Here is a 22073-nt window from a genome sequence, read left to right as displayed (position 1 = left end):
GAGGGACGGCGCTAATCGACATGGAAACAAACAGGGAGAGACGACGATGCCGACATCAGTAAATGCGGGCGGCCGGTTGGACCGGCTGCCGATCGGACCGTTCCACTACCGCATCATGATGTTGATCGGGATTGGAATGTTCTTCGACGGCTTTGACATCTACATCGCAGGAACAGTGCTCGGCGTGACGCTCAAGAGCGGATTCTCGACGCTCGCGGAGAATGCGCTGTTCATTTCGGCGACCTTTTTCGGAATGATGCTCGGCTCGTTCGGCACCGGCTTTCTCGGCGATCGCTACGGCCGTCGGTTCTCCTACCAATTCAATCTGTTGCTGTTCGGCGTGGCATCGCTTGCGGCGGCATTCGCGCCAAACATGACCATCTTGATCCTGTGCCGCTTCGCGATGGGCCTCGGACTCGGTGCCGAAAACGTGGTCGGCTACTCGACGATGACAGAGTTCGTCCCCGCGCGTTCGCGCGGCAAGTATCTGGGGCTGATGGCGGTTTGCGTCGTCAGTGGCCTGCCGGTGGCGCTACTGGTGGCCTCGTTCGTGGTGCCGATGTTCGGATGGCGCGCCATGTTCGTGCTTGGCGGCATCGGTGCGCTGGTGGTCTGGTACATGCGCAAGAACCTGCCGGAGTCGCCGCGCTGGCTCGAGGCCGTTGGCCGCCGCGAGGAGGCAGAGGCGCTCATGCAGAAGATCGAGAGTGAGGCCGCCCAGGGCAAGCCGCTGCCGCCGGTGACCACGGTCCCGACCGTGCAGGCTTCCGGGCAGCTGTCGTCGCTATTCGCGCCCCCGCTGCTGTCGCGCATGATCGTCGGTTCGGTCTGCCTGATCACCATCAATACATTGCTTTATGGCTTCGTGACCTGGCTGCCGGTGTTCTTCATCAAACAGGGATTGAGCGTCGCGACGTCGTTCAGTTACTCGCTGCTGATGGCGCTGGGTGCTCCGGTCGGTTCGGCCATTGGCGCGTTGACGGCCGACCGTTGGGGCCGCAAGCCGACCATCATCGGTTCGTCGCTAATAGCAGTCGTACTGGGTATCATCTATCCGATGATTTCCGATCCGCTACTGCTGCCGGCCGTCGGCTTCGCGCTTACGATCCCGATCTATGTGCTGGTTGCACTGCTGTTCGGCATCTATATCCCGGAGCTGTTCCCCACGGAAGTGCGGTTGCGGGCGTCGGGTATCGTCAACACGCTGGGGCGTGGTGCTACCATCGTGACGCCATTCCTGGTGGTAACACTGTTCGAAGCGCGCGGCGTTGCGGGCGTAATGGCGCTGATGATCGGATTGCTGGTGCTGCAGATCATCACGGTGTGGGCTTTCGGCATTGAGCCGCGGAACCGCAGCCTTGAAGAAATGAAGACCGACGAATCCTCAGCGCCCGTGCTGAAGGAAGCATCTTAGTCGTTCAGTCCAATGGGTCGCACGAAACTGCGGCCCATTGCTGTTAATTCGCTCCCACATGCCCGGCTTCCCAGCCGATCATCGCCTGCTTCCGCGTAATGCCCCAGTGATAACCCGTCAACGCGCCGGATTTGCCGAGCGCACGGTGGCACGGCACCACGAAGGAAATCGGGTTCTTGCCCACGGCGGCCCCGACGGCGCGTGAGGCCTTCGGGTTTTCGATCTTGCAAGCGATATCCGAATAGCTGACCGCACGGCCCATCGGAATCTTCAGCAGCGTCTCCCAGACGCGGACCTCGAAATCCGTCCCTATCAGCACCACACGCAACGGCTGGTCCGCGCGCCACAGCTTGCTGTCAAAGATGCGCTGCGCCAGTCCGGCTGTGCCGGCAGAGTCCTCGACCAATGTGGCCGCCGGCCAGCGCCGGACCATATCGTCGAAAGCGGACTTCTCATCGCCCGGGTCCGAGAAGGCGAGGCCTGCAAGGCCACGATCGCTGGCGATCACGATCGCGGTTCCGAACGGCGAGGGATGGAAGCCATAACGCAGCTCCATGCCGGCGCCGCCGGTCTTCCATTCGCCGGGCGACATCGCCTCATGCGTCACGAACAGATCGTGCAGACGGCCGGGGCCTGACAGACCGGAGTCGAGCGCTGCGTCGAGCACGCTGGCAGAATCGCGCAGCAGGCCCTTGGCATGGTCGAGCGTCAGCGCCTGCATGAACGCTTTCGGCGTCAGTCCGGCCCAGCGGCGGAATAGGTGGTGCAACTCGTCCGGTGTCAGGCTCGCAGCGTCCGCCACGGCCTCGATGTTCGGCTGGTCCCGCCACTGTGAGTGCATGAAGCCGATGGCACGGCGCACGGAATCGTAATCGCGCAGGGCCGCGTCGCGCCGGCCCGGTTTGATCGGGCGATGGTCAGTCATCGCTAGGTCTCTGGCAAGATTCATCATGACATCGATGTAGGCCCGCGCCCGTGCGCAAACCACCCGATTTCCGACCTGATATCACCACAGGCATCATGCCACCGGGTTGTAGGTCGGGCCGCGTTTGGCGGCTTGCAGCGCCTCTGCCAAGGCTTTGACGAAGCTTGCCTTTTCCTCCGCGCCAAGGAACCGTGCAATCGACACGCGGCGGCCGCGCGAGACCAGAAAAAGCTGCTCGATGCCGAACTCGGCGTGGCAGACCTGATCCAGCTGCACCCAGAGCGGATTGAACGCCCATTCCACGACATCACCTGATGGGCTGACCCGGCGCACACGGATTTCCGACGGCGTGACGGTGATCTCCTCAGTTGCCTTTGCGCGCCGGTCGTAGACCTTGAAGGCGATGTGGATCGCCAGCACGTCGAGGCCGAAGAAGCCCAAGACCGGCCAGGCGCCCATCAGCAGGAAGGCCATTCCCGCGCCGAAAGAGACAGCGCTGACGAAACCCATCAGCACAAGAAAACCCTTGCGGCCCAACGCGCGATGCGGACGCAACAGCGCGGTGAACAGGGTCGGCTCTTGCATGGAGTCAAAGTCGTTGCCTGATGTCATCGTCTCTCAGTATATCCCTTTGATGCCGAAAATCACCCGCAAGCTCCCTGCCAGCGTGAAGTCCAGCCCTGCAAAGAAGGTCGTGGTGAAAGCGGCAAAGGCTCCCGTAAAGAAGATTGCGAAGCCGAAAGCCGCCAAGCTGAAGCCGATCAAGTTGAAACCCTGGACCAAAGCCCAGGTGCATGAAGCCTTCTCACGCTTCCGCAAAGCCAATCCGGAGCCCAAGGGCGAGCTCGAACATCTCAATCCCTTTACATTGCTGGTGGCCGTGGTGCTGTCGGCGCAGGCGACCGACGCAGGCGTTAACAAGGCGACGCGCGCGCTGTTTCCGATTGCCGATACGCCGCAGAAGATGATCGATCTCGGCGAAGAGACGGTGCGCGAATATATCAAGACCATCGGTCTCTACCGCACCAAGGCGAAGAACGTCATCGCGCTGTCGGAAAAGCTGATCCGCGATTTCGGCGGGGTCGTGCCGCGCACCCGCGCCGAGATCGAGTCACTGCCGGGAGCTGGGCGCAAGACCGCCAATGTCGTGCTAAACATGGCGTTTGGCGAACACACGATGGCGGTGGATACCCATGTGTTCCGGGTCGGCAATCGCACTAACCTGGCGCCAGGCAGGAACGTGTTGGACGTGGAGCTCGAGCTGGAGCGCGTGATCCCCGACGAGTTCATGTTGCATGCGCATCACTGGCTCATCCTGCACGGCCGCTATACGTGCCTTGCACGCAAGCCGCGCTGTGAGGTGTGCCTGATCAACGATCTCTGTCAGTGGCCGGAGAAGACGGTGGCTTAGGTTGCCGTTAGTTTTGTCACGCGTCCCGGCTCGATCAGCTCCGGCCGCGGACCGCTCAATCGCTTGTGCATGTGAACCATAAAGGTCATGCCGAATAGCGGCGTGGCGAGGTTGACGATCGGAATCGAGACGAAGGCTGCGATGAACAGTCCGGCGGTGAACACTGTCGCGGCGTGATGCTTGCGCATCGCCTTGGCGTCCGCGGGCGAGCGGAACCGCATGGCGGCGAGCTCGAAATATTCGCGGCCGAGCAACCATGCGGTGGCGATGAAGAAGACGATGAAGCCAATGCCGGCAAAGAACACGAAGGGCAGCGCGACCAGATAGACCGCGATGGTCAGCAGCGCCGTCTTGCCGCCTTCGGTGATGGCGAGACCAAACGGCAACGCGACGCCGACGCGCTCCGCGGGATAATGCTCACGCTCGACGATATCGGCGACGTCATCGACGAACACGCTGGCGACTAGCGACGTGATCGCCGGCATCAAAAAGATCGCGCCCGCAACGACACTGAGCCCGGCAGCGATCGATAATATCCAGGACAGGACGTTGATCATCGTGTGGTAGTCGGAACCGATTGTGCCCTCGGCCCAGACGCCGCCCAAAGTAGCGGCCCAGTTCATCAGGCGCTGCATGCCGATCGCCAGGACGGTGATTAAAACCAGGGCAAGCCCGATCGACTTCCACAGGATGCTGCGCATCGGTGGCGACAGAATTTGCGATAGCGCCTTGGCAGCAGCGACAAGCATCCAATTCTCTCCTTCAATCACGAACAGGTAACCCTTGCAAAGTTGTCAGACAAGTGCAGCGCAGCATCGACTTCTTCACTAGACGGATAAATAGAAACCGGTAGTCTCAAGAAAAATAATCATCAGGGAGGACGACGTCTTGATCACCAAGGGTACCCGTGCGCTTGTTTTAGCCACTGCCGCTTCCGGCCTGTTTCTGACCACAGCGCCCGCTTTCGCGCAGCAAAGCATTACCGTCTGGTTCAGCAAGGGTTTCTACAAATCCGAAGATGAATCGCTGCTGGCGGCGATCAAGAAGTTCGAGGACAAGACCAAAATCAAGGTCGAACTCTCGCAATACGCTATTCAGGATATGATCCCGAAGACCGTGGCAGCGCTGGATTCCGGCACACCGCCGGATGTCGCCTATGCCGATACGTATGACGTGCAGGCGTCGGGAAAATGGGCCTTCGAGGGCAAACTGGAAGATCTCACCGACATTCTGGCGCCGATGAAGGACAAGTTCGCGCCGAACACGGTCGAGACGGCCTATCTGATGAACGGCCAGACCAAGAAGAAGGCCTATTACGGCTTTCCTCTGAAGCAGCAGTCGATGCATGTGGAAATCTGGAGCGATCTTCTCGAGCAGGCCGGTTACAAGATCTCCGATATTCCCAAGGACTGGAAGGGCTATTGGTCGTTCTGGTGCGACAAGGTTCAGCCGGCCTACCGTAAGGCATCAGGCAGCCGTGCCTATGGCGTTGGTCAGCCGATGGGGGTGGAGTCCACGGATTCGCTGCAGTCCTTCTACACCTTCATGGATGCCTATAACGTCAAGCTGGTTGATGATGAGGGCAAGCTTCTGGTGGACGATCCCAAGGTCAAGGAAGGCCTGATCGGTGCGCTCAGGGATTACACCGACACCTACATCAAGGGCTGCACGCCGCCGTCCTCGACGACGTGGAAGGACCCCGACAACAATGTCGCCTTCCATAACAAGAGCATCATCATGACCCACAACTTCACGATCTCGATCGCGGCGAAGTGGTACGAGGATTCGCAGAATCAGTCGCTGACGCCGGAACAGCGCGCAGCCGGCAAGAAGGCCTATGAGGAAACGATCGTCACGGCATCGTTTCCGCTGAAACCGGACGGCACGCCGATCAAGTACCGCTCCGACGTCAAGACGGGCATGATATTCTCGCAGTCCAAGAACAAGGCGGGCGCCAAGGAGTTCGTCAAGTTCCTGATGGAGGAAGAAAACCTCGGCCCCTATGTCGAGGGCGCGCTCGGTCGCTGGTTCCCGGTGACGAAGGCCGGACAGGCAAGCCCGTTCTGGCAGGCCGATAAGCATCGCAAGGCCGTCTACACCCAGTTCACGGGTGGTACCTCGTCGTTCGATTTCGTGAAGAACTACAAATTCACGATCCTCAACAACGAGAACGTCTGGGCCAAGGCAATGAATCGTGTGGTCAGCGAGAAGGTGCCAGTCGAGAAGGCTGTCGATGAGTTGATCGCCCGTATCAAGGAAATCGCGGGTTAATCCGAGACAAAGCCGGCCGCACCTCGCGGCCGGCTTTTGCAATGGTGTACAGCATGGCCACGATCACCTATCCCGCTCCCGCCGATACGCTGCCACGCCGGCCATGGTCGGCGCGGCTGAGCACGCCGCAGGTTTGGGGCATCGTGATGATCGCGCCCTATCTGCTCGTGTTCGCTGCTTTCGTGGTCTATCCGATCGGCTATGGTTTGTGGCTGGCGCGACATCCCGCCAGCTATGTGGCGCTCTATAACGACCCGGTATTCGCCCGCGCAGTCGTCAACACGTTGATCTTCCTGATCATCGGCATCAATTTCAAAATGCTGGTGGCGTTGTTCCTGTCCGGCTTCTTCGTGCAGTCGCGCACCTGGATTCGTTGGCTGTCGGTGCTGTTCATCCTGCCCTGGGCGGTGCCGTCGATCCCGACTATCCTCTCCGTGCGCTTCATGTTCAATCCCGAATGGGGCGTGATCAATAATCTGATCTTCAAGTTCACCGGTGAGGATGGACCCAACTGGCTGAATGACCCCGCCATGGGCCTGACGCTGGCGATTCTGGTACACATCTGGAAGTCGCTGCCGTTCTGGACGCTGATTCTGATGACAGGACGTCTGGCGATCTCGACGGACATGTTCGAGGCCGCCGATGTCGATGGCGCCAGCTGGTGGCAGAAATTCCGCTTCATCACCTGGCCGTCGATGCAGACGCTGTATCTCACCTGCACGCTGCTTTCGATGATCTGGACGCTCGGCGACTTCAACAGCGTCTATCTGCTGACGGGCGGTGGGCCAGCCGATCTCACGCATGTTCTGTCCACATTGGGGATTCGCTATCTCCGCCTCGATCAGCTCGACATGTCGATGGCATCGATCGTTTGCGCTATGCCGCTGGTGCTGCCGCTGGTCTATTTCATGATGAAACGGCTCTCTCGGTAAAAGGGCTCGGTCGATGAAAAGGTTCGTTTGATGAGAGTGCCATCCCTACGCGAAGTCGGCACCGAAGCGCGGCTGCTGCTGATCGGCATTCCCGTGCTGATCTGGACACTGATTCCGATCTATCACATGTTCCTGTTCGCGATCTCACCGAAGCAGGATGCGTTCGCTGGCAAGCTGTGGCCTGACCATCCGACGTTGAACAATTTCAGGATCGTGTTCAATCAGCAGCACTATTTCTTGCGCGATTTCTGGGCGCAGTTCTTCAATTCCGTCGTTATCGCGGTGGCTGTTGGTGCGCTGACGCTGGTCATCGCCACCGCTGCGGCCTTTGCTATCAGCCGTCTCCGTGTGCGCGGTGGACGGACGGTGATGAATATGGCGCTGTTCACCTACTTCATTCCCGCGGCGTTTCTCGCAGTGCCGATGTATCGCACCATGGGCAATTACGGTCTGCTCAACAATCACTGGTCGCTGATCCTGGCTATGGTCACCATTGCCTCACCTTACGCGATCTGGGTGCTCAAGCAGGCGTCGGACAAGCTGCCGCTTGAGCTCGACGAAGCTGCCATCATGGACGGCGCAACACCACTGCAACTGTTCCGTATGGTCTATGTGCCTTTGATGCTGCCGTCGCTGGTCGCGATCGGGACCTATGCGTTGCTGTTGGCCTGGAATGAATATCTCTACGCCTTCCTGCTGCTATCGAAGGACACTGAGATCACCTTACCCGTAGCACTCGGCAACTTCCTCGCAGCCGACGATTCGCCGTGGGAATTATTGATGACCACGGGCTTCATCTACGCGCTCCCGCCAGCCGCCGTGTACTACGCATTCCGGCGCTACATGGTCGGCGGCCTCACGGCGGGTGCAGTCAAGTCCTGACTCGGCGGATTAGGCGACCAGCCTGATCCGTGGCCCGCTCACGTCTTCGTCAGCCACTTCCGCTTCCGCGTCAGTCGTTTCAGGAATGAGCGGCGGCGTGCCGAAGACGTCCGGAAATGGATCGAAAGTACCCGCCACCTCCCGGAGCGGCTTTTGCTTGTCGGCCCAATGCAGCGCAGTGTAGTCGAAGCCGAGTTCGATGGTCGGCTTCACCACTTCGAAATAGGGCGAGATATCGAAATCCCTGGGCATATACAGCGAGGAATCGCGGATATGCAGAATCTCGCGGCGGGCCTGTCGGCTGCCGGCGCGCGTGATCTTCGGCAGGATCGGATAGCGCACGGCGTCGAAAGCCTGCGCGATCAGCGCCGAACAGATGATCTTGGTGGGATCGCCGGAGCCGAAAGCGATCATGCGTCGCCGCCAGCGTTGCGGTATCGGCAGCGGGATGAGAAAGCGCATCAGGTCGAGAATGTTCTTGGTGTCGTAACCAAAGCCAATCCGGTTGATGGCGTAACGACACACAGTGGTACGGTCCTCATAGGACAGACCCACCGGGCGGCACAGGCGGGTGTGGAACGGATAATATTTCGACAGCGGTGCCGACGTGACGCCTTCGCCGATATTGGCCTCGATCAGCACATGCGGTTCGCCATCCGGTTCTGCGGCGCCGTCGATCGGCCCGACATAAAGCGCGGCATGCGACCAGGTCGATTGCGTGAGATACTTGATGATGCCGGAGACGCGATTGTTGCCTTCGACCAGCAGCACATCGCCTTCCTGGATGATACCGCGCAGGCGTTCGGGGTCGCTCGGCGTGAACGGTTCGTAGCCGGGCAGCTCCTTCTGCAGATATTTGGCGATCAGTTTCCCGACCGTATCGAGCATGAGGCCCATGATCGTGACTCCCCCAGCGCGGTTCATATCGACCGCTTTCCCTGGCTCCATCATGGTCGAGAGCCATTGCCATTTGGTTCATGCCCACGCGGCGCCGGTAACGATTGATTCACCACAACGGTTGCCGCACATCCCCGAATACGGCAAGGTTCGCGGGACGTTCTCATGCATCACAAAATTTCGGAAACCATGTCATGACAATTTCACGCCGGGATTTCCTGTCGGCGTCCGCAGCATTGACGCTTGCGCCGGCGTTTGGCGCAAGGGCATTGGCCGCGCCGCTGCCGCGAGATGCTGACATTGTCGTGATCGGTGCGGGCGCTGCGGGTATCGCTGCCGCCCGCCGCATCCAGGCGGCAAATCGCAAAGTGATCGTGGTCGAGGCCTCGGGCCGGATTGGCGGACGGTGCATAACGGACGCGACAAGTTTTGACGTCCCGTTCGATCGCGGCGCGCGCTGGCTGCACACGCCTGAAACCAACGCATTGGTGAAGCTTGCGCGGCCGGCGGGAATCGATGTCGCGCCATCACCGCCGAGCCAGAAGTTGCGCATCGGGCGTCGCAATGCCCGCGCCGGCGAGACCGAGGAATTGCTCGCTGCGGTGGTGCGCGCCAACCGCGCCATCGACGAGGCAGCGCGCCGGGCCGACATAGCATGCGCCGCGGTGCTGCCGAAGGATCTCGGGGACTGGGCGGGCACGATCGATTTCGTGCTCGGCGCCTATGCGACGGGCAAGGATCTCAAGGATCTCTCGACGTTGGATCTTTCGCGCGCGCAGGATCGTGCCATCGATGTTGCCACGCGCCAGGGGCTCGGCGCGTTGATGGGTAAACTTGGCGATGCCGTCCCGGTGGCGCTGTCGACGCCTGCGACGCGTGTGACCTGGAGCGGCCGTGACATTGGCGTTGAAACGGCATCGGGCCGTATCGCCGCGCGCGCTGTGATCATCACCGCGTCGAGCAATGTGCTGTCGTCGGGTGCGATCAAGTTCACGCCGGAACTGCCGAAGCGTCAGCTCGATGCTGCGGCAAAACTCAGTCTCGGCAGCTACGACCGTATCGCGCTGCAGTTTAACGGCAACCCGCTTGGGCTCGGGCGCGATGAGCTGATGATCGAGCAAAGCACCAGCACGCGCACCGGTGCGCTGTTTGCGAATATTGGCGGGTCATCGCTGTGTACCATCGATGTCGCCGGCGCATTCGGCCGCGATCTCGCAGCACAGGGTGAAGCTGCGATGGTGGCTTTCGCAGGCGAGTGGCTGACGAAGCTATTTGGCTCCGATCTCAAGGCCGCGATCAAGCGTTCGGCAACCACGCGCTGGGATGCATCGCCGTTCGTGCTCGGTGCGATGTCAGGCGCAGCGCCGGGCGGGCAGGCGTCGCGCCGTGTGTTGGCCGAGCCCATGGGTAATCTGTTCCTCGCGGGCGAAGCCACACATGAAACGCTGTGGGGTACGGTCGATGGCGCGTGGGAAAGCGGCGAGCGTGCAGCGGAGGCGGCTTTGAAGAAGATCGGCGTGCTGAAGGAACCGGAGGCCGAGAAGCCGGTGCGCAAGCCGAAACGGCAACAGCGCACGACCGGCGATATTTCGGGCGGCGCGGGGAGGTAGGGGTTGAATGATCCCTCCCCTCGCGAGACCGCGGGGAGGGATCAAAGGTCTTACACCGGCAGCGCCAGTTGCATCAGGTCCTTGGCAACAATGATCCTGCCGGAGAAATTCTTTTTCACGTCCTGCATCCATTCGTCGTCGGTGACGTTGAGATCGCCCGGTACGAAGTGGCTGAGTACCAGCGTCTTGACGCCGGCCTGCGCGGCGATCCTGCCGACATCCTCGGTCGTGGTGTGGCTTTCCAGCAGGTGCTTCTTCAGCGTCGTACCGTTGGCAGTTCTGGCGACGAGACGATCAACCGCCGGCACGTAAAGACATTCATGCACAAGCACGTCGGCACCCTTGGCGAACTCGGCCAGCTTCGGATTATAGGCGGTATCGCTGGAGAACACGATGGTGCCATCGGGCGTCTCGAACTTGTAGGCGAAGTTTTCGGTGATCGGCGGATGCGGCGTACGGAACGCGGTGACTTTCACATCCGCGGTCTGCAGCACTACGCCGTCGTCGAGAATATCCTTCGCCACGAGCAACGGGCGCGGATCGGGCCGGCCTTCGTCGTCGATGCGGGTCTCGACGTCGAACCGGTTCAGCTCCCAATAGGTCTTGGTCATCGCCTCCAGTCCCCTGGGGCCGAACGACTGGATCGGTGTTTTCAGGCCGGCGGCCCAGGCGTTGTAGAACAGGTTTCCATATTCGAGGCTGTGATCGGAATGGTGGTGGCTGATGAATATGTATTTCACCGAGGGGATCGGGATGTCGGCATTGACGAGCTGGCGCGAGACGCCCATGCCGCAATCGACGACAAAGGGCGTGCCGTTGACGATGACCGCATTGGCGGGATTAGATGCACCGACGCCGACGCGTGGGCCGCCCTTAGTGCCGAGAAATATGATCCTGGTGCGCGGTTTTGCCGGCGTCTGCGCCAGCGCGGGGCGTGCCGCGAAGACTATGGCGCCGGCAGCGGAAAACTTCAGCATGTCGCGGCGATCAATCATGGTCTTCTCCCGTTGTTCTTGAATTGGAGAGACGTTAACGCCGGGTCGGCTGGCGCCGCAAGTCACGCAAGCGTCAGTGAAATATCCCGTCGAACAGCGGTAGGCTGATCAGCGCCGAGACGGCGATCAGTGCGTAGCAGATCTTGCGGAACAGCTCGTCGCTGGCCTTGCCGAACAGTTTCGAGCCAATCCACAGGCCGAGGCCGAACAGCGGGCCGGTGACGACCGCGAGCCCAAGGATGGCCGTGCTCCACAAACCACCGATCGTATAGCTGATGATAATCAAGACGTCTGCGACCGCGAAGTACAGAATGATATTTGCGCGGGTGACGGCAGCGACTGCCGCGTCTCGCAGCCAATACATCACTATGGGCGGGCCGCCGAGTTGCGCCAAGCCACCGAAAAAACCGGCGAGGCTGCCGACGCTGACAGTCACCGGTACGGTCGGCTTACCGGGGTAGCGCCAGCCGGAGATCAGCAGTGTCAGCATCGTGACGATCAGCGCAACGATGCCCCAGCGAACAGTCAGCGGATCGGCCCAGGTCAAGGCCATCGTGCCAAGCGGCACGCCAATAAGCGCGCCCAGCGAAATGATGCTGACGTCGCGCCTGTCGGCTCGTCTTGCGGCGTTCGGGATCAGCGTCAGCGTGGTCGAGAAGTCGATCAGCAGCAGCAAGGGCGACGCGACTTGCGCGCCGGCCACGCTTGAGGCGAGCGGCATAAAGATCAGCGCCGAACCGAAGCCCGAAAACCCGCGGGCCAGTCCGGCGATGAAGGCGGTGACGGTGATAAAAACGAGCGACGTGGTCGAATACTGGACCAGGCCGAGTGCTTCCATCATGCGCGCAACACGCCGCCCGTCTTCTTCGTTACTTCCGCCACGATCTTCGCTGCCACCGCATCGATCTCCTGATCGGTCAGCGTCTTCTCGCGTGGCTGGATCGTGACAGCGATGGCCACCGACTTCTTGTCGTCGTCGATGCCCTTGCCTTCATAGATATCGAACACCGTCACATCGGTGACCAACTTCTTGTCCACGCCGGCTGCCGCACGGACGATGTCGACGGACCTGACCTTGCGGTCGACGATGAAGGCGAAATCGCGCGACACCGGCTGGAACGCCGAGAGCTCCAAAGTCGGTTTGGCGCGGGTCGCCTTCTGCTTGGCGTCGGGAATGCGATCGAGGATCACTTCGAATGCCATCAGCGGACCGTCGGCACCGAGTGCTTCGAGCGTACGCGGGTGCAGTTCGCCGAAATGACCGAGGACGTTCTGCGGGCCGATCTGGATCGTGCCGGACCGGCCAGGATGTAGCCAGTCGGCGCCACCAGCGACGATCTGCAATGCCTGCATCGGCGCACCCGCTGCTGCGAGAACCGCAAATGCATCGGCCTTCGCGTCGAGCGCATTCGCAGCACGGGCTCCCGACCAGTGACGGCCATTGCCAGCAGATGATGCGAGGCCACGCCGTACGCCGGATGCCGCGATGAACTGATCCTGCGGACGATCGCCACGGAAGATCTGGCCGACTTCGAACAGTGCGAGGTCGGACGAACCGCGATGCGCATTGGCCTGCGCCGCTGCGATCAGGCCTGGCAACAAGCTCGGGCGCATGTCTGAAAGATCGGCGGCGATCGGATTGGCCAGCGCCAGTTCGGGCGCACCGCCGCCGAAGACTTCGGCATGCGGCTTGGAGATGAACGACCACGTTACGGCCTCGATGAGGCCGCGCGCTGCAAGGCCACGCTTGGCGCGGCGGGTGCGTTGCTGGATCTGTGTGAGCACCGGCTTGCGCGGGGCATCGCCACGCGGGAACGGCGTCATTGGTACCTTGTCGACGCCGAAAATGCGCATGACTTCTTCGACGATGTCGGCTTTGCCGGTCACGTCGCTGCGCCAGGACGGCACCGCGACCTTCACCAAGGGGCCGCTGCCGGCCACCATGAAGCCGAGATGGGTCAGGATGCGCCGCATCTCCGGGAATGGCACGTCGATCGCGGCGAGGCGCTTCACTTCGGCCACCGGGAAGTCGATGATGCGGTCGTCGCCGTAAGGCTTGCCGACCACGATGCTTTCTGACGGCGTACCGCCGCAGAGCTCCATCACGAGCTTTGTCGCCAGGTCGAGGCCGGGCACCATGAAGTTCGGGTCGACGCCGCGCTCAAAACGATAGCGCGCATCGGAATTGATCCCAAGCTTGCGACCGGTCTGCGCGATGTTGATCTCGTTCCACAACGCCGATTCGATCAGCACGTCGGTGGTCTCTTCCGAACAGCCCGAGGCTTCGCCGCCCATGATGCCGGCCAGTGACTCCACGCCATGATCATCAGCGATGACGCAGTTCTTGCTGTCGAGTGTATAGGTCTTGCCGTCGAGTGCGAGTAGCGTTTCGCCATCGTGCGCGCGGCGCACGGTAATGTCGCCCTTCACCTTGGATGCGTCGAACACATGCAGCGGGCGCGCGCGATCGAAGGTCAGGAAGTTGGTGATATCGACCAGCGCATTGATCGGGCGCAGGCCGATCGAGGTCAGTCTGCTCTGCAGCCACTCCGGGGAAGGACCGTTCTTGACGCCGCGCACGAGACGCAGCGCGAAGCCCGGGCACAGCTTGGCGTCTTCGACGGTGACATTCACTGGGCAGGGGAATTCCCCCTTGATTGGCTTGATGACCGCGCTCTTGACCGTGCCCATGTCGGCTGCGGCGAGGTCGCGCGCGATGCCGGATACGCCGGTGCAGTCCTGGCGGTTCGGCGTCAGATTGATTTCAATAACGGGATCACCGAGCTTGGCCCAATCGGGATAGATCGCACCGACGGGCGCATCGGCGGGCAGTTCGATGATGCCGTCGATCGCGTCAGGGAGTCCGAGTTCACCCGCCGAGCACAACATGCCCTGGCTTTCGACGCCGCGGATATTGCCGAGACCGATGGTGAAATCCTTGCCCGGGATGAACGTGCCGGGCCTGGCGAGAACCGTCTTCAGCCCCGCACGCGCATTCGGCGCGCCGCAGACGATCTGCAACGGCTTGTCATCGCCGACATTGACGGTGCAGACGCGCAGGCGATCGGCATTGGGATGTTGCACGGCCGTGACGATCTCGGCGATCGTGAACGGCTTCAGCAGCTTCGCCTTATCGTCGATATGTTCGACCTCGAGCCCGATCATGGTGAGCTTGTCGGTCAGCGTCTCGAGCGACTCGTCGGTGTCGAGATGATCCTTCAGCCAGGAGAGGGAGAATTTCACGTGCTCAGTCCTCCGGCTAGCGTCGGTACTTCAAGCGGCTTGAAGCCGTAGTGATTGAGCCAACGCACGTCGCCTTCGAACAGCTGACGCAGGTCGGCCATGCCGTATTTCAGCATCGCGATACGATCGATGCCCATGCCCCAGGCGAAGCCCTGATACACGTCGGGATCGATGCCGCAGGCGCGTAGCACATTCGGATGCACCATGCCGCAGCCGAGAATCTCGAGCCAGTCTTCGCCTTCTCCGAAGCGAATCTCGTTCTTGTCGCGGCGACACTGGATATCGACTTCCAGCGACGGCTCCGTGAACGGGAAGAATGACGGGCGGAAACGCATATTGACGTTGTCGACCTCGAAGAACGCCTTGCAGAACTCGTGCAGGATCCATTTCAGGTGGCCGAGATGCGAACTCTTGTCGATGACGAGGCCTTCGACCTGATGGAACATCGGCGTGTGGGTCTGGTCAGAGTCGCTGCGATAGGTGCGGCCCGGACAGATCACGCGGATCGGCGGCTGCTGGCTCAGCATGGTGCGCACCTGCACCGGTGATGTATGCGTGCGCAGCAGCAGGCGCGAGCCGTCTTCCTTCGGATTGAAGTAGAAGGTGTCGTGCATCTCGCGGGCGGGATGGCCCTCGGGGAAATTCAGCTTGGTGAAATTGTAGTCGTCGGTCTCGATATCCGGACCTTCGGCGACGGCGAAGCCCATATCGGCGAAGATCGTCGTCAATTCGTCCCAGGTCTGGCTGAGCGGATGGATGCGGCCGAGTTCGGCCGGGCCATCGCGCAGCGGCAGCGTCACGTCGATCGTCTCGGAAGCGAGGCGTGCATCGAGGGCTGCGGATTTCAGCACATCGCGGCGCGCAGTCAGTGCCTGCGTCACGGCGTCCTTGGCGAGGTTGATCGCGGCGCCCTCGGTCTTGCGTTCTTCCGGCGTCATCTTGCCGAGAGTCGACAACAGCGCGGAGATCGAACCCTTCTTGCCGAGCGCGCCGACGCGCACGGCTTCCAGGGCGGCTTCGTCGGAGGCATTGGCAATATCGGCCAGAATAGTCTGTTGGAGCGTCGTCAGATCGGACATCAGCAACCTCGATGAGAGAGGCGGGCGCCTCTTGCTGTCTGCGCGTCCGACGGAAGGCCGGGCACCAGCTTCTACAGCACGGGTATCACAGGGATTAAGACGTCAATGGCCGGGACAGGAGCGTGTGAACGCTTCTGCCCGGCCATGACAATGTCGATGAATACGCGGAGTGGAGAGCTCAGGCCGCCAAGGCGGCCTTTACCAGCTTAGGCTGCGAGTGCAGCTTTGGCCTTCTCAGCAATCGCGTTGAACGCCGCCGGCTCGTTGATCGCGAGATCCGAGAGCACCTTGCGGTCGACAGTCACGCCGGACTTGGCGAGACCGTTGATAAACACGCTGTAGGTCATGCCGAGCGGACGGACGGCAGCGTTGAGACGCTGGATCCAGAGCGCGCGGAACGTACGCTTCTTGCGCTTGCGATCGCGGAACGCATATTGGCCGGCCTTATCGACGGCGGCCTTGGCGGCGCGGATGGTGTTCTTGCGGCGACCACGGAAACCCTTGGCGGCCTTGTAGACTTTCTTATGCTTGGCGTGAGCCGTCACACCGCGTTTTACGCGAGCCATGACTGATCTCCTTCATCTGAAATAACAAAAGGGGTGATATCCGCCGCAATGAAGCGGCGTAAGGGCGATCAGGCGTTTGGCAGAAAGTACTGCTTGATGTTGTCGCCATCGGTCTTGAACAGCACGCGGGTGCCGCGGAGCTGACGAATCTGCTTCTTCGTCCGCTTGATCATACCGTGGCGTTTACCGGCATGGGCGGCCATTACCTTACCCGTTCCGGTGACTTTAAAGCGCTTTTTAGCGCCCGACTTGGTCTTCAGCTTGGGCATTTGGCTCTCCTATGGCCACGCAGAAAGCGCCCCGAGGGGTGTTGCGTAGGCTAAAATGCTCGTTAGAGCGTTGAAAATGCTCAACTAACCGCCGTTTGCGAGAAGTCAGCACAGTCGTCGACACGGCAGCCCTTAATCAGCCGGGCGACGAAGGTTGGGCTTATGGCAGAGGAATGCCCCGATGGCAACGATTAACGCGGCTCAACACTCTGTTTAGCGCATGGCTTCAGACTGGTCGGAGCGGCCTAGGATGCCTATGTGATCGAGGCCAGACAATATAGAGGGACGACGATCATGGCCCGGAATGCACGTACCGCCGCAAGGGCGGTTGCCATCCAGCAGAATGAAGTAGCTCAGACCGCCACCCGTTGGATGTTTGCTGCTGCCGGTCTTGCCGCCGCTCTCGCGCTGGCCGGCGCTCTTGCTGTGATCTCGGGCTGAGCCTTTCGATTTCAGCCGATCTCCGAGAACTTCTCAAAAGACGAGCACTTCTCAAAAGAAAAAGGCCCGCCAGAAATCTGACGGGCCTTAATGTCTCAATGCTGGGTCGCTGCTGTGATCAGCGCGGTGCCAGCACCATCACCACCTGACGACCTTCGAAGCGCGCGTCCTGCTCCACCTTGGCGTATTCGGCAACGTCTGCTTTGACCTTGTCGAGCAGCTTGGTACCGATTTCCTGGTGCGCCATTTCGCGGCCACGGTAGCGCAAGGTGATTTTGACCTTGTCGCCTTCTTCGAAGAAGCGCTGCATTGCGCGCATTTTCACATCGTAGTCATGATCATCGATCATCGGGCGGAGCTTGATCTCCTTGATTTCGACGATCTTCTGCTTCTTGCGGGCCTCGGCGGCCTTCTTCTGCGCCGAATACTTGAACTTCCCGTAGTCCATGATCTTGCAAACGGGAGGGCTCACATTCGGCGAAATCTCGACCAGATCCATACCGGCTTCCATCGCCATCTTGATCGCAGCAATGGTTTCCACGGTGCCGTGGTTGAGGCCGGTCTGATCAATCAGCTGGATCTGCAGATTGCGAATTTCATCGTTGGTGCGCGGCCCGTCTTTTGTTGCGGCGGGCGGGGCTCTGTTGGGACGGCGAATGGGTAACTCTCCAATGTTGTTTAGGAAGGCCGCAGTGTGCAGGAATAAGGTGTTTCGAGCAAGCAAACTCACGCAACGCAGCGTCAGATCACTCGAATACGAGGCAATTTCGTCACGCGAAAGGGCATCAAGCGTCGCACACCGCTGACGTGGCTCACATAAAGTTCCCCGGCCCGTTCTGCAAGCCGTGGTTGACAGGAGCGCAACGTGGCACCCGGGTGGACGTTCCCCTTGGCAACAGCCGTTGACGATCCCGGCCTGCTCAATCAAACAGCAAACAGCATTTCAGGGTCGAGCAAGGATAGTTTGATGAGCACAACGGTATCGAGCGACCCCACTTTCGTCACTGTCGGCACTGGTGAGGACAGCCGCCAGATCGCCATCCGGGTCCGCGACGGCGATGCACCTGGTCTGTTCTGGATGAGTGGCTTCAAATCCGACATGCAGGGCGGCAAGGCGGTGGCGCTCGATGCCTGGGCTGCCGACCATGGCCGAGCCTGCGTGCGCTTCGATTATTCCGGCCACGGCGAATCCGGCGGCAATTTCGTCGATGGCACCATCGGTCAATGGCTGGAGGATAGCCTCGCGGTGTTCGATGCGGCCTGCCAGGGTCCGCAAGTGGTGATCGGTTCGTCGATGGGCGGGTGGATGGCGTTGCTGCTGGCGCGTGCGCTCACCCGACGCGGCAAAATTGGGCGCGCGACGCTGAAGGGTCTGGTGCTGATCGCGCCGGCGCCGGATTTCACCGAAGAGCTGATGTGGAAAGGCTTCTCGCCGGAAATTCGCATGGAGATCGAGACCTCCGGCCAATGGCTGCGCCCGTCGGAATATGGCGAGCCCTATCCGATCACGCGACGGTTGATCGAAGAGGGCCGCAATCATCTGCTGCTCGGAGGCATGATTGATCTCGGTTGCCCTGTGCGGATTCTTCAAGGCCGGCAGGATCCCGACGTGCCGTGGCAGCACGCTTTCCGTCTGGCCGAACGGTTGCCGAGCGAGGATGTGGTCTTGACCATGATCCAGGACGGTGACCATCGGTTGTCGCGCCCGCAGGATATTGCGCGACTATTGTCTGCTGTGGCGGAGTTTTGATTGCATCACCCGTATCGTTGAATAGGCTCGCCTGAAAAGGGCTCTCATCAATGGGAGGAAGCGGGATGGACGTTGCGGCACTCTTGCGCGCATTCTGTGACGCGGTTGAGCAGCGAGACGGTCAGAGCTTTGCAGCACTGTTCGCCGAAGACGGCGTTTATCACGATGTCTTCTATGGCGCGTTCGAAGGCCGCGCGAAAATCGCCGACATGGTCGATGACTGGTTCTACCGGACCGCGGAAGACTTTCGCTGGGACATGCATACGCCTGTCAGTGACGGCGCCACGCTCTATGCGCGCTACACGTTCAGCTATCGTTCGAAACTCCCGGAAGCCAATGGCTGCCGCGCGATGTTCGAGGGCGTTGCCATCATGACGCTGCGTGACGGCAAGATTGTGAGTTATCACGAAGTGGCCAACACGGCGCCGGCTTTCGTCGATCTGCATTTCGCGCCTGAACGCATCGCGAAGATCGTCGGCAAGCAGGGCGTAGCGCTCAAAGCACGGCCGGAGATGGCGCGACATCTGACGAACTGAGCGCGAGTTGCCATTCGTCGCTGACGCTCTCGTCCTGTTCGGTGTCGACGAGTTGCGTGGCTAGGGCAGCAAATTCGTCCGCAGGCATCAATTGCGATAGCGCCCATATCGCAGCCCCGCGCACCACGGGGCTTTCGTCAGCGAGCAGTCGCTGTGCTTCGCTCATCAGCGTGGCGTCACCAGAATTGCCAATGGCGATCAGTACATTACGGATAAAACGGTTCCTGCCGATGCGCTTCACCGGCGACTTTGTGAAGAACCCGCGGAAAGCAGCATCATCGAGCCGCACAAGTTCGGCCAGCAACGGCGCGCGCAATTCTTCGCGCGCAGCGAGCTTGATCTCGCGTCCTTCTTGCGCAAACTTGTTCCACGGGCAGGCGGCGAGGCAATCGTCGCAGCCATAGATGCGGTTGCCCATGGGTTTGCGGAACTCGTGGGGTATTGGGCCTTTGTTTTCGATCGTGAGATAGGAAATGCAACGCCGCGCATCGAGCTTGTAGGGCGCGGGGAAGGCAGCGGTCGGGCAACTGTCGAGACAGGCCTGGCACGAACCACAATGGTCGGCCGTGGGCGCATTGCGCGGCAGTTCGAGCGTGGTGAAGATCGCGCCGAGAAACAGCCACGACCCGAATTCGCGCGAGACGAGGTTGGTATGCTTGCCCTGCCAGCCCAGACCGGCGGCGCCAGCGAGCGGCTTCTCCATCACGGCAGCCGTATCGACGAACACTTTCACATCGCCGCCGGCCTGTGCGATCAGCCAGCGCGCCAGAAGCTTCAGGCGCTTCTTGATAAGATCATGATAGTCGTCGCCGCGCGCATAGACAGAAATTGCGGCATGCGAGCGCTGCTTGAGGATCTCGAGCGGATTCTCGTCGGGGCCATAATTGACGCCGAGCATGATGACTGACCGAACGTCCTGCCACATCACCTTGGGATCGGCGCGGCGGTCCGGATTGTCGGCAAGCCACTCCATGTCGCCATGAGCGCCGGCATTGAGAAATTCCTGCAGCCGCTCGCGCACGCCGGCGATGGCATCAGGATCGGTGATCCCGATTGAATCGAAGCCCAGCGCCTTCGCCTCGCGCGTCAGCCTATCCTTGAGATCGGCGGGAAGCGTGGCGCGGTCGTCGTCAGCGGATGGGCTCAGAAATCGAGATCCACATAGGTCCGCGATGCCGGCACGCCCGCCAGCCATTCGCTCAGCAGCGGTCGGAACGACGGACGGGATTTCACCCGCGCGTACCACGCCTTCGCCGCGTCGTCCTCGCTCCATGGCACATCGCCCAGATAATCGATCGCCGACAGATGGGCTGCCGCGACCAGATCCGCATAAGTCAGTCGGTCACCAGCCAGAAAATTACGCGTCCGCGCCAGCCAGCCGATATAGGCCAGATGATAGCGCACATTTGCGGTGGCTGCCCGAATCACATCCATCGCCGGTGCGCCGCCGCCGACCTCTTCGCTCATGAAGCGCTTGTAGATCCGTTCGGTGACCAGCGGATTGGACGCTTCCTCGAAGAATTTTTCGTTGAACCACGCCATCAGTCGGCGCACTTCGATGCGTTCTGCCATTGATACGGGCAGCAGGCGACGATCGCCCATCTCCGGTCCATGTGTCTCGTCAATATATTCGGCGATGATCCCGGCGCCGGGAATCGGCGGGAAGCCATCGGTGAGCAGCACAGGCGTAGTTCCCGCGGGATTGAGCGCCAGAAATGCCTCGCGCCGATCCCACGGCCGCTCGTCCACGAGCGTGAGGTCGAGTCCGTATTCGCCGAGTACGAGACGAATGAAGCGGGAATGCGGACAGAACGAGTGATGGTAAAGCGTATACATGCGGGCCTTGATAGTTATGCGGTCGTTAAGAAAACGTCTCGGTTGCGTCGGTGGTAAAACTGTCACGCGGCGCACGCCAAACTAGCGAAGCTTGGCCCCGAGGCAACCCGCGAATGTGATGGTATTTGCGATTGCAGCAATGGTGGGAATAGGCGAGAAGAACCCGGCTTTTTCAGGCCCACACTGACGAAGGACAGATAAGCAGATGATGTCTGATGCGATAAGGGCGGTGATTCTCGGCATTGTCGAGGGTGTCACCGAATTCCTACCGGTTTCCTCCACGGGGCATCTGCTGCTCGCGGAACGCTTCTTCGATCTGGGCGAAGATAATTTCTGGAAGAGTTTCGCTGTGCTGATCCAGCTCGGCGCCATTCTGGCAATTCTTGCACTGTATTTCGGCAAGTTGTGGCATATCGCGCTGAACCTGTTCAAAGGCGACGTTGCGGCGCGCCGTTTCGTGATCGGTGTGCTGGTCGCATTCCTGCCCGCCGCGATCATCGGCGCCGCCGCCGGCGGCTATGTGAAAAGCTATTTGTTCAACCCGTGGGTCGTGTGCTTCTCGCTGATTGTCGGCGGCGCGATTCTGCTCTGGGTCGATCAGCTCGATCTTGAGCCAGTGCATTACGACGCCACGACGTTCCCACTGCCGATGTATCTGAAGATCGGTCTGGCGCAGTGCGTGGCCATGATTCCAGGCGTGTCGCGCTCCGGCGCGACCATCGTCGGTGCCATGTTGCTCGGCGCCGAAAAGCGCGCCGCGGCGGAGTTCTCGTTCTTCCTGGCGATCCCGACTATGGTTGGAGCTTTCGTCTACGATCTCTACAAGAGTCGCGCCGATCTCTCGGTCGATCACGGCATGATCATCGCCATCGGCTTCGTGGTGTCGTTCATCACCGCGATCATCGTGGTGAAGAGCTTTCTGGGTTATGTGACCCGCCACGGCTTCACGCTGTTCGCATGGTGGCGCGTGATCGTCGGCACGCTCGGCCTGATCGCGCTGGCGTTGGGCTACTAAG

General features: G+C 60.7%; 23 protein-coding genes. 10 read left to right on the top strand and 13 right to left on the bottom strand.

Annotated features, from left to right (window positions below):
* Window positions 1–46: 46 nt before the first annotated feature.
* Complete coding sequence (locus tag CIW50_RS01840; RefSeq protein ID WP_149529584.1) at window positions 47–1414, top strand: MFS transporter; 1368 nt, start codon at window positions 47–49, stop codon at window positions 1412–1414.
* Window positions 1415–1457: 43 nt separating this feature from the next.
* On the opposite strand, the gene CIW50_RS01835 is transcribed toward CIW50_RS01840, so the two are convergent.
* Window positions 1458–2363 (bottom strand): methylated-DNA--[protein]-cysteine S-methyltransferase, encoded by a 906-nt coding sequence (locus CIW50_RS01835; protein WP_149529583.1) that lies wholly within the window; start codon window positions 2361–2363, stop codon window positions 1458–1460.
* A 69-nt stretch (window positions 2364–2432) separates the two neighbouring features.
* The gene (locus tag CIW50_RS01830) at window positions 2433–2951 is read right to left on the bottom strand and encodes a DUF2244 domain-containing protein (RefSeq protein ID WP_149529582.1); all 519 of its coding nucleotides are present in this window, start codon (window positions 2949–2951) and stop codon (window positions 2433–2435) included.
* 22 nt (window positions 2952–2973) lie between these two features.
* Between CIW50_RS01830 and nth the strand changes: the two genes are divergently transcribed.
* Complete coding sequence (nth, locus tag CIW50_RS01825) at window positions 2974–3750, top strand: endonuclease III (protein ID WP_149529581.1); 777 nt, start codon at window positions 2974–2976, stop codon at window positions 3748–3750.
* On the opposite strand, the gene CIW50_RS01820 is transcribed toward nth, so the two are convergent.
* Window positions 3747–4499: a sulfate transporter family protein gene (locus CIW50_RS01820; protein ID WP_149529580.1), complete on the bottom strand. Its 753-nt coding sequence runs from the start codon at window positions 4497–4499 to the stop codon at window positions 3747–3749. The genes nth and CIW50_RS01820 overlap by 4 nt on opposite strands.
* 142 nt (window positions 4500–4641) lie before the next feature.
* On the opposite strand from CIW50_RS01820, the gene CIW50_RS01815 reads away from it, so the two are divergent.
* Genes CIW50_RS01815 through CIW50_RS01805 form a run of 3 tightly spaced genes read left to right on the top strand, consistent with a single transcriptional unit; the run spans window position 4642 to window position 7835 of the window.
* The gene (locus tag CIW50_RS01815) at window positions 4642–6021 is read left to right on the top strand and encodes an ABC transporter substrate-binding protein (RefSeq protein ID WP_502707371.1); all 1380 of its coding nucleotides are present in this window, start codon (window positions 4642–4644) and stop codon (window positions 6019–6021) included.
* A 53-nt stretch (window positions 6022–6074) separates the two neighbouring features.
* On the top strand, window positions 6075–6953 hold the full coding sequence (locus CIW50_RS01810; RefSeq protein ID WP_149529578.1) for a carbohydrate ABC transporter permease: 879 nt from the start codon (window positions 6075–6077) through the stop codon (window positions 6951–6953).
* A 30-nt stretch (window positions 6954–6983) separates the two neighbouring features.
* Window positions 6984–7835, top strand: a complete 852-nt coding sequence (locus tag CIW50_RS01805) for a carbohydrate ABC transporter permease (RefSeq protein WP_149529577.1) — start codon at window positions 6984–6986, stop codon at window positions 7833–7835.
* 9 nt (window positions 7836–7844) lie between these two features.
* Here CIW50_RS01805 and CIW50_RS01800 read toward each other — a convergent pair whose 3' ends face one another.
* Complete coding sequence (locus CIW50_RS01800; protein WP_149529576.1) at window positions 7845–8732, bottom strand: YiiX/YebB-like N1pC/P60 family cysteine hydrolase; 888 nt, start codon at window positions 8730–8732, stop codon at window positions 7845–7847.
* A 194-nt stretch (window positions 8733–8926) separates the two neighbouring features.
* On the opposite strand from CIW50_RS01800, the gene CIW50_RS01795 reads away from it, so the two are divergent.
* On the top strand, window positions 8927–10342 hold the full coding sequence (locus CIW50_RS01795) for a flavin monoamine oxidase family protein (RefSeq protein WP_149529575.1): 1416 nt from the start codon (window positions 8927–8929) through the stop codon (window positions 10340–10342).
* Window positions 10343–10392: 50 nt separating this feature from the next.
* Here CIW50_RS01795 and CIW50_RS01790 read toward each other — a convergent pair whose 3' ends face one another.
* The 6 genes from CIW50_RS01790 to rpmI form a co-directional block, all read right to left on the bottom strand.
* Entirely contained in the window at window positions 10393–11337 is a 945-nt protein-coding gene (locus tag CIW50_RS01790) for an MBL fold metallo-hydrolase (RefSeq protein ID WP_149529574.1), read from the bottom strand.
* 73 nt (window positions 11338–11410) lie between these two features.
* Entirely contained in the window at window positions 11411–12178 is a 768-nt protein-coding gene (locus CIW50_RS01785; RefSeq protein WP_246664098.1) for a sulfite exporter TauE/SafE family protein, read from the bottom strand.
* The gene (pheT, locus tag CIW50_RS01780; RefSeq protein WP_149529573.1) at window positions 12175–14580 is read right to left on the bottom strand and encodes a phenylalanine--tRNA ligase subunit beta; all 2406 of its coding nucleotides are present in this window, start codon (window positions 14578–14580) and stop codon (window positions 12175–12177) included. The genes CIW50_RS01785 and pheT overlap by 4 nt, the downstream gene beginning before the upstream one ends.
* Window positions 14577–15659: a phenylalanine--tRNA ligase subunit alpha gene (gene pheS / locus CIW50_RS01775; RefSeq protein WP_149529572.1), complete on the bottom strand. Its 1083-nt coding sequence runs from the start codon at window positions 15657–15659 to the stop codon at window positions 14577–14579. Before pheS ends, pheT begins: the two co-directional genes overlap by 4 nt.
* A 206-nt stretch (window positions 15660–15865) precedes the next feature.
* Window positions 15866–16225 (bottom strand): 50S ribosomal protein L20, encoded by a 360-nt coding sequence (gene rplT, locus CIW50_RS01770; protein ID WP_068730282.1) that lies wholly within the window; start codon window positions 16223–16225, stop codon window positions 15866–15868.
* 68 nt (window positions 16226–16293) lie between these two features.
* The gene (gene rpmI, locus CIW50_RS01765; protein WP_068730283.1) at window positions 16294–16494 is read right to left on the bottom strand and encodes a 50S ribosomal protein L35; all 201 of its coding nucleotides are present in this window, start codon (window positions 16492–16494) and stop codon (window positions 16294–16296) included.
* 294 nt (window positions 16495–16788) lie between these two features.
* Between rpmI and CIW50_RS28915 the strand changes: the two genes are divergently transcribed.
* Entirely contained in the window at window positions 16789–16935 is a 147-nt protein-coding gene (locus CIW50_RS28915) for a hypothetical protein (RefSeq protein WP_172980192.1), read from the top strand.
* A gap of 118 nt (window positions 16936–17053) precedes the next feature.
* Here the strand turns inward: CIW50_RS28915 and infC are convergent, their stop codons facing one another.
* Window positions 17054–17593: a translation initiation factor IF-3 gene (gene infC / locus CIW50_RS01760; RefSeq protein ID WP_086936983.1), complete on the bottom strand. Its 540-nt coding sequence runs from the start codon at window positions 17591–17593 to the stop codon at window positions 17054–17056.
* 309 nt (window positions 17594–17902) lie between these two features.
* Here infC and CIW50_RS01755 point away from each other — a divergent pair, with 309 nt between their 5' ends.
* On the top strand, window positions 17903–18685 hold the full coding sequence (locus tag CIW50_RS01755) for an alpha/beta hydrolase (protein WP_149529571.1): 783 nt from the start codon (window positions 17903–17905) through the stop codon (window positions 18683–18685).
* Window positions 18686–18750: 65 nt separating this feature from the next.
* Window positions 18751–19221 carry a nuclear transport factor 2 family protein gene (locus CIW50_RS01750; RefSeq protein ID WP_149529570.1) on the top strand — a complete coding sequence of 157 codons (471 nt, stop codon included), beginning with the start codon at window positions 18751–18753 and terminating at the stop codon, window positions 19219–19221.
* Here CIW50_RS01750 and queG read toward each other — a convergent pair.
* Both queG and CIW50_RS01740 read right to left on the bottom strand, forming a co-directional pair.
* Window positions 19181–20416, bottom strand: coding sequence for a tRNA epoxyqueuosine(34) reductase QueG (gene queG, locus CIW50_RS01745; protein WP_149529569.1), 1236 nt, complete (start codon window positions 20414–20416; stop codon window positions 19181–19183). The two genes, CIW50_RS01750 and queG, sit on opposite strands and share 41 nt — an antisense overlap.
* On the bottom strand, window positions 20365–21057 hold the full coding sequence (locus tag CIW50_RS01740; RefSeq protein WP_149529568.1) for a glutathione S-transferase family protein: 693 nt from the start codon (window positions 21055–21057) through the stop codon (window positions 20365–20367). Before CIW50_RS01740 ends, queG begins: the two co-directional genes overlap by 52 nt.
* A gap of 205 nt (window positions 21058–21262) precedes the next feature.
* Between CIW50_RS01740 and CIW50_RS01735 the strand changes: the two genes are divergently transcribed.
* A complete protein-coding gene (locus CIW50_RS01735) occupies window positions 21263–22072 on the top strand; it encodes an undecaprenyl-diphosphate phosphatase (protein WP_172980191.1) in 810 nt (269 codons plus the stop codon).
* The last annotated feature ends 1 nt before the right edge of the window (window position 22073 follow it).

The organism is Tardiphaga sp. P9-11 (assembly GCF_008329525.1).
Lineage (GTDB): Bacteria > Pseudomonadota > Alphaproteobacteria > Rhizobiales > Xanthobacteraceae > Tardiphaga.
The sequence above is the reverse complement of the archived record's forward strand: the minus strand, read 5'-3'. Positions and strand labels throughout refer to the sequence as shown.

What these genes read in the sequence shown, in the direction of transcription:
- CIW50_RS01805 (WP_149529577.1), top strand. Translation starts at nt 6,984, where the DNA reads ATGAGAGTGCCATCCCTACGCGAAGTCGGCACCGAAGCGCGGCTGCTG.
- CIW50_RS01835 (WP_149529583.1), bottom strand. Translation starts at nt 2,363, where the DNA reads ATGAATCTTGCCAGAGACCTAGCGATGACTGACCATCGCCCGATCAAA.
- rplT (WP_068730282.1), bottom strand. Translation starts at nt 16,225, where the DNA reads ATGGCTCGCGTAAAACGCGGTGTGACGGCTCACGCCAAGCATAAGAAA.
- CIW50_RS01820 (WP_149529580.1), bottom strand. Translation starts at nt 4,499, where the DNA reads ATGCTTGTCGCTGCTGCCAAGGCGCTATCGCAAATTCTGTCGCCACCG.
- queG (WP_149529569.1), bottom strand. Translation starts at nt 20,416, where the DNA reads ATGGCTGGCGGGCGTGCCGGCATCGCGGACCTATGTGGATCTCGATTT.
- CIW50_RS01795 (WP_149529575.1), top strand. Translation starts at nt 8,927, where the DNA reads ATGACAATTTCACGCCGGGATTTCCTGTCGGCGTCCGCAGCATTGACG.
- CIW50_RS01830 (WP_149529582.1), bottom strand. Translation starts at nt 2,951, where the DNA reads ATGACATCAGGCAACGACTTTGACTCCATGCAAGAGCCGACCCTGTTC.
- pheS (WP_149529572.1), bottom strand. Translation starts at nt 15,659, where the DNA reads ATGTCCGATCTGACGACGCTCCAACAGACTATTCTGGCCGATATTGCC.
- CIW50_RS28915 (WP_172980192.1), top strand. Translation starts at nt 16,789, where the DNA reads ATGGCCCGGAATGCACGTACCGCCGCAAGGGCGGTTGCCATCCAGCAG.
- CIW50_RS01785 (WP_246664098.1), bottom strand. Translation starts at nt 12,178, where the DNA reads ATGATGGAAGCACTCGGCCTGGTCCAGTATTCGACCACGTCGCTCGTT.
- CIW50_RS01790 (WP_149529574.1), bottom strand. Translation starts at nt 11,337, where the DNA reads ATGATTGATCGCCGCGACATGCTGAAGTTTTCCGCTGCCGGCGCCATA.
- nth (WP_149529581.1), top strand. Translation starts at nt 2,974, where the DNA reads ATGCCGAAAATCACCCGCAAGCTCCCTGCCAGCGTGAAGTCCAGCCCT.
- CIW50_RS01800 (WP_149529576.1), bottom strand. Translation starts at nt 8,732, where the DNA reads ATGGGCCTCATGCTCGATACGGTCGGGAAACTGATCGCCAAATATCTG.
- CIW50_RS01810 (WP_149529578.1), top strand. Translation starts at nt 6,075, where the DNA reads ATGGCCACGATCACCTATCCCGCTCCCGCCGATACGCTGCCACGCCGG.
- rpmI (WP_068730283.1), bottom strand. Translation starts at nt 16,494, where the DNA reads ATGCCCAAGCTGAAGACCAAGTCGGGCGCTAAAAAGCGCTTTAAAGTC.
- CIW50_RS01840 (WP_149529584.1), top strand. Translation starts at nt 47, where the DNA reads ATGCCGACATCAGTAAATGCGGGCGGCCGGTTGGACCGGCTGCCGATC.
- CIW50_RS01755 (WP_149529571.1), top strand. Translation starts at nt 17,903, where the DNA reads ATGAGCACAACGGTATCGAGCGACCCCACTTTCGTCACTGTCGGCACT.
- CIW50_RS01735 (WP_172980191.1), top strand. Translation starts at nt 21,263, where the DNA reads ATGATGTCTGATGCGATAAGGGCGGTGATTCTCGGCATTGTCGAGGGT.
- CIW50_RS01740 (WP_149529568.1), bottom strand. Translation starts at nt 21,057, where the DNA reads ATGTATACGCTTTACCATCACTCGTTCTGTCCGCATTCCCGCTTCATT.
- CIW50_RS01750 (WP_149529570.1), top strand. Translation starts at nt 18,751, where the DNA reads ATGGACGTTGCGGCACTCTTGCGCGCATTCTGTGACGCGGTTGAGCAG.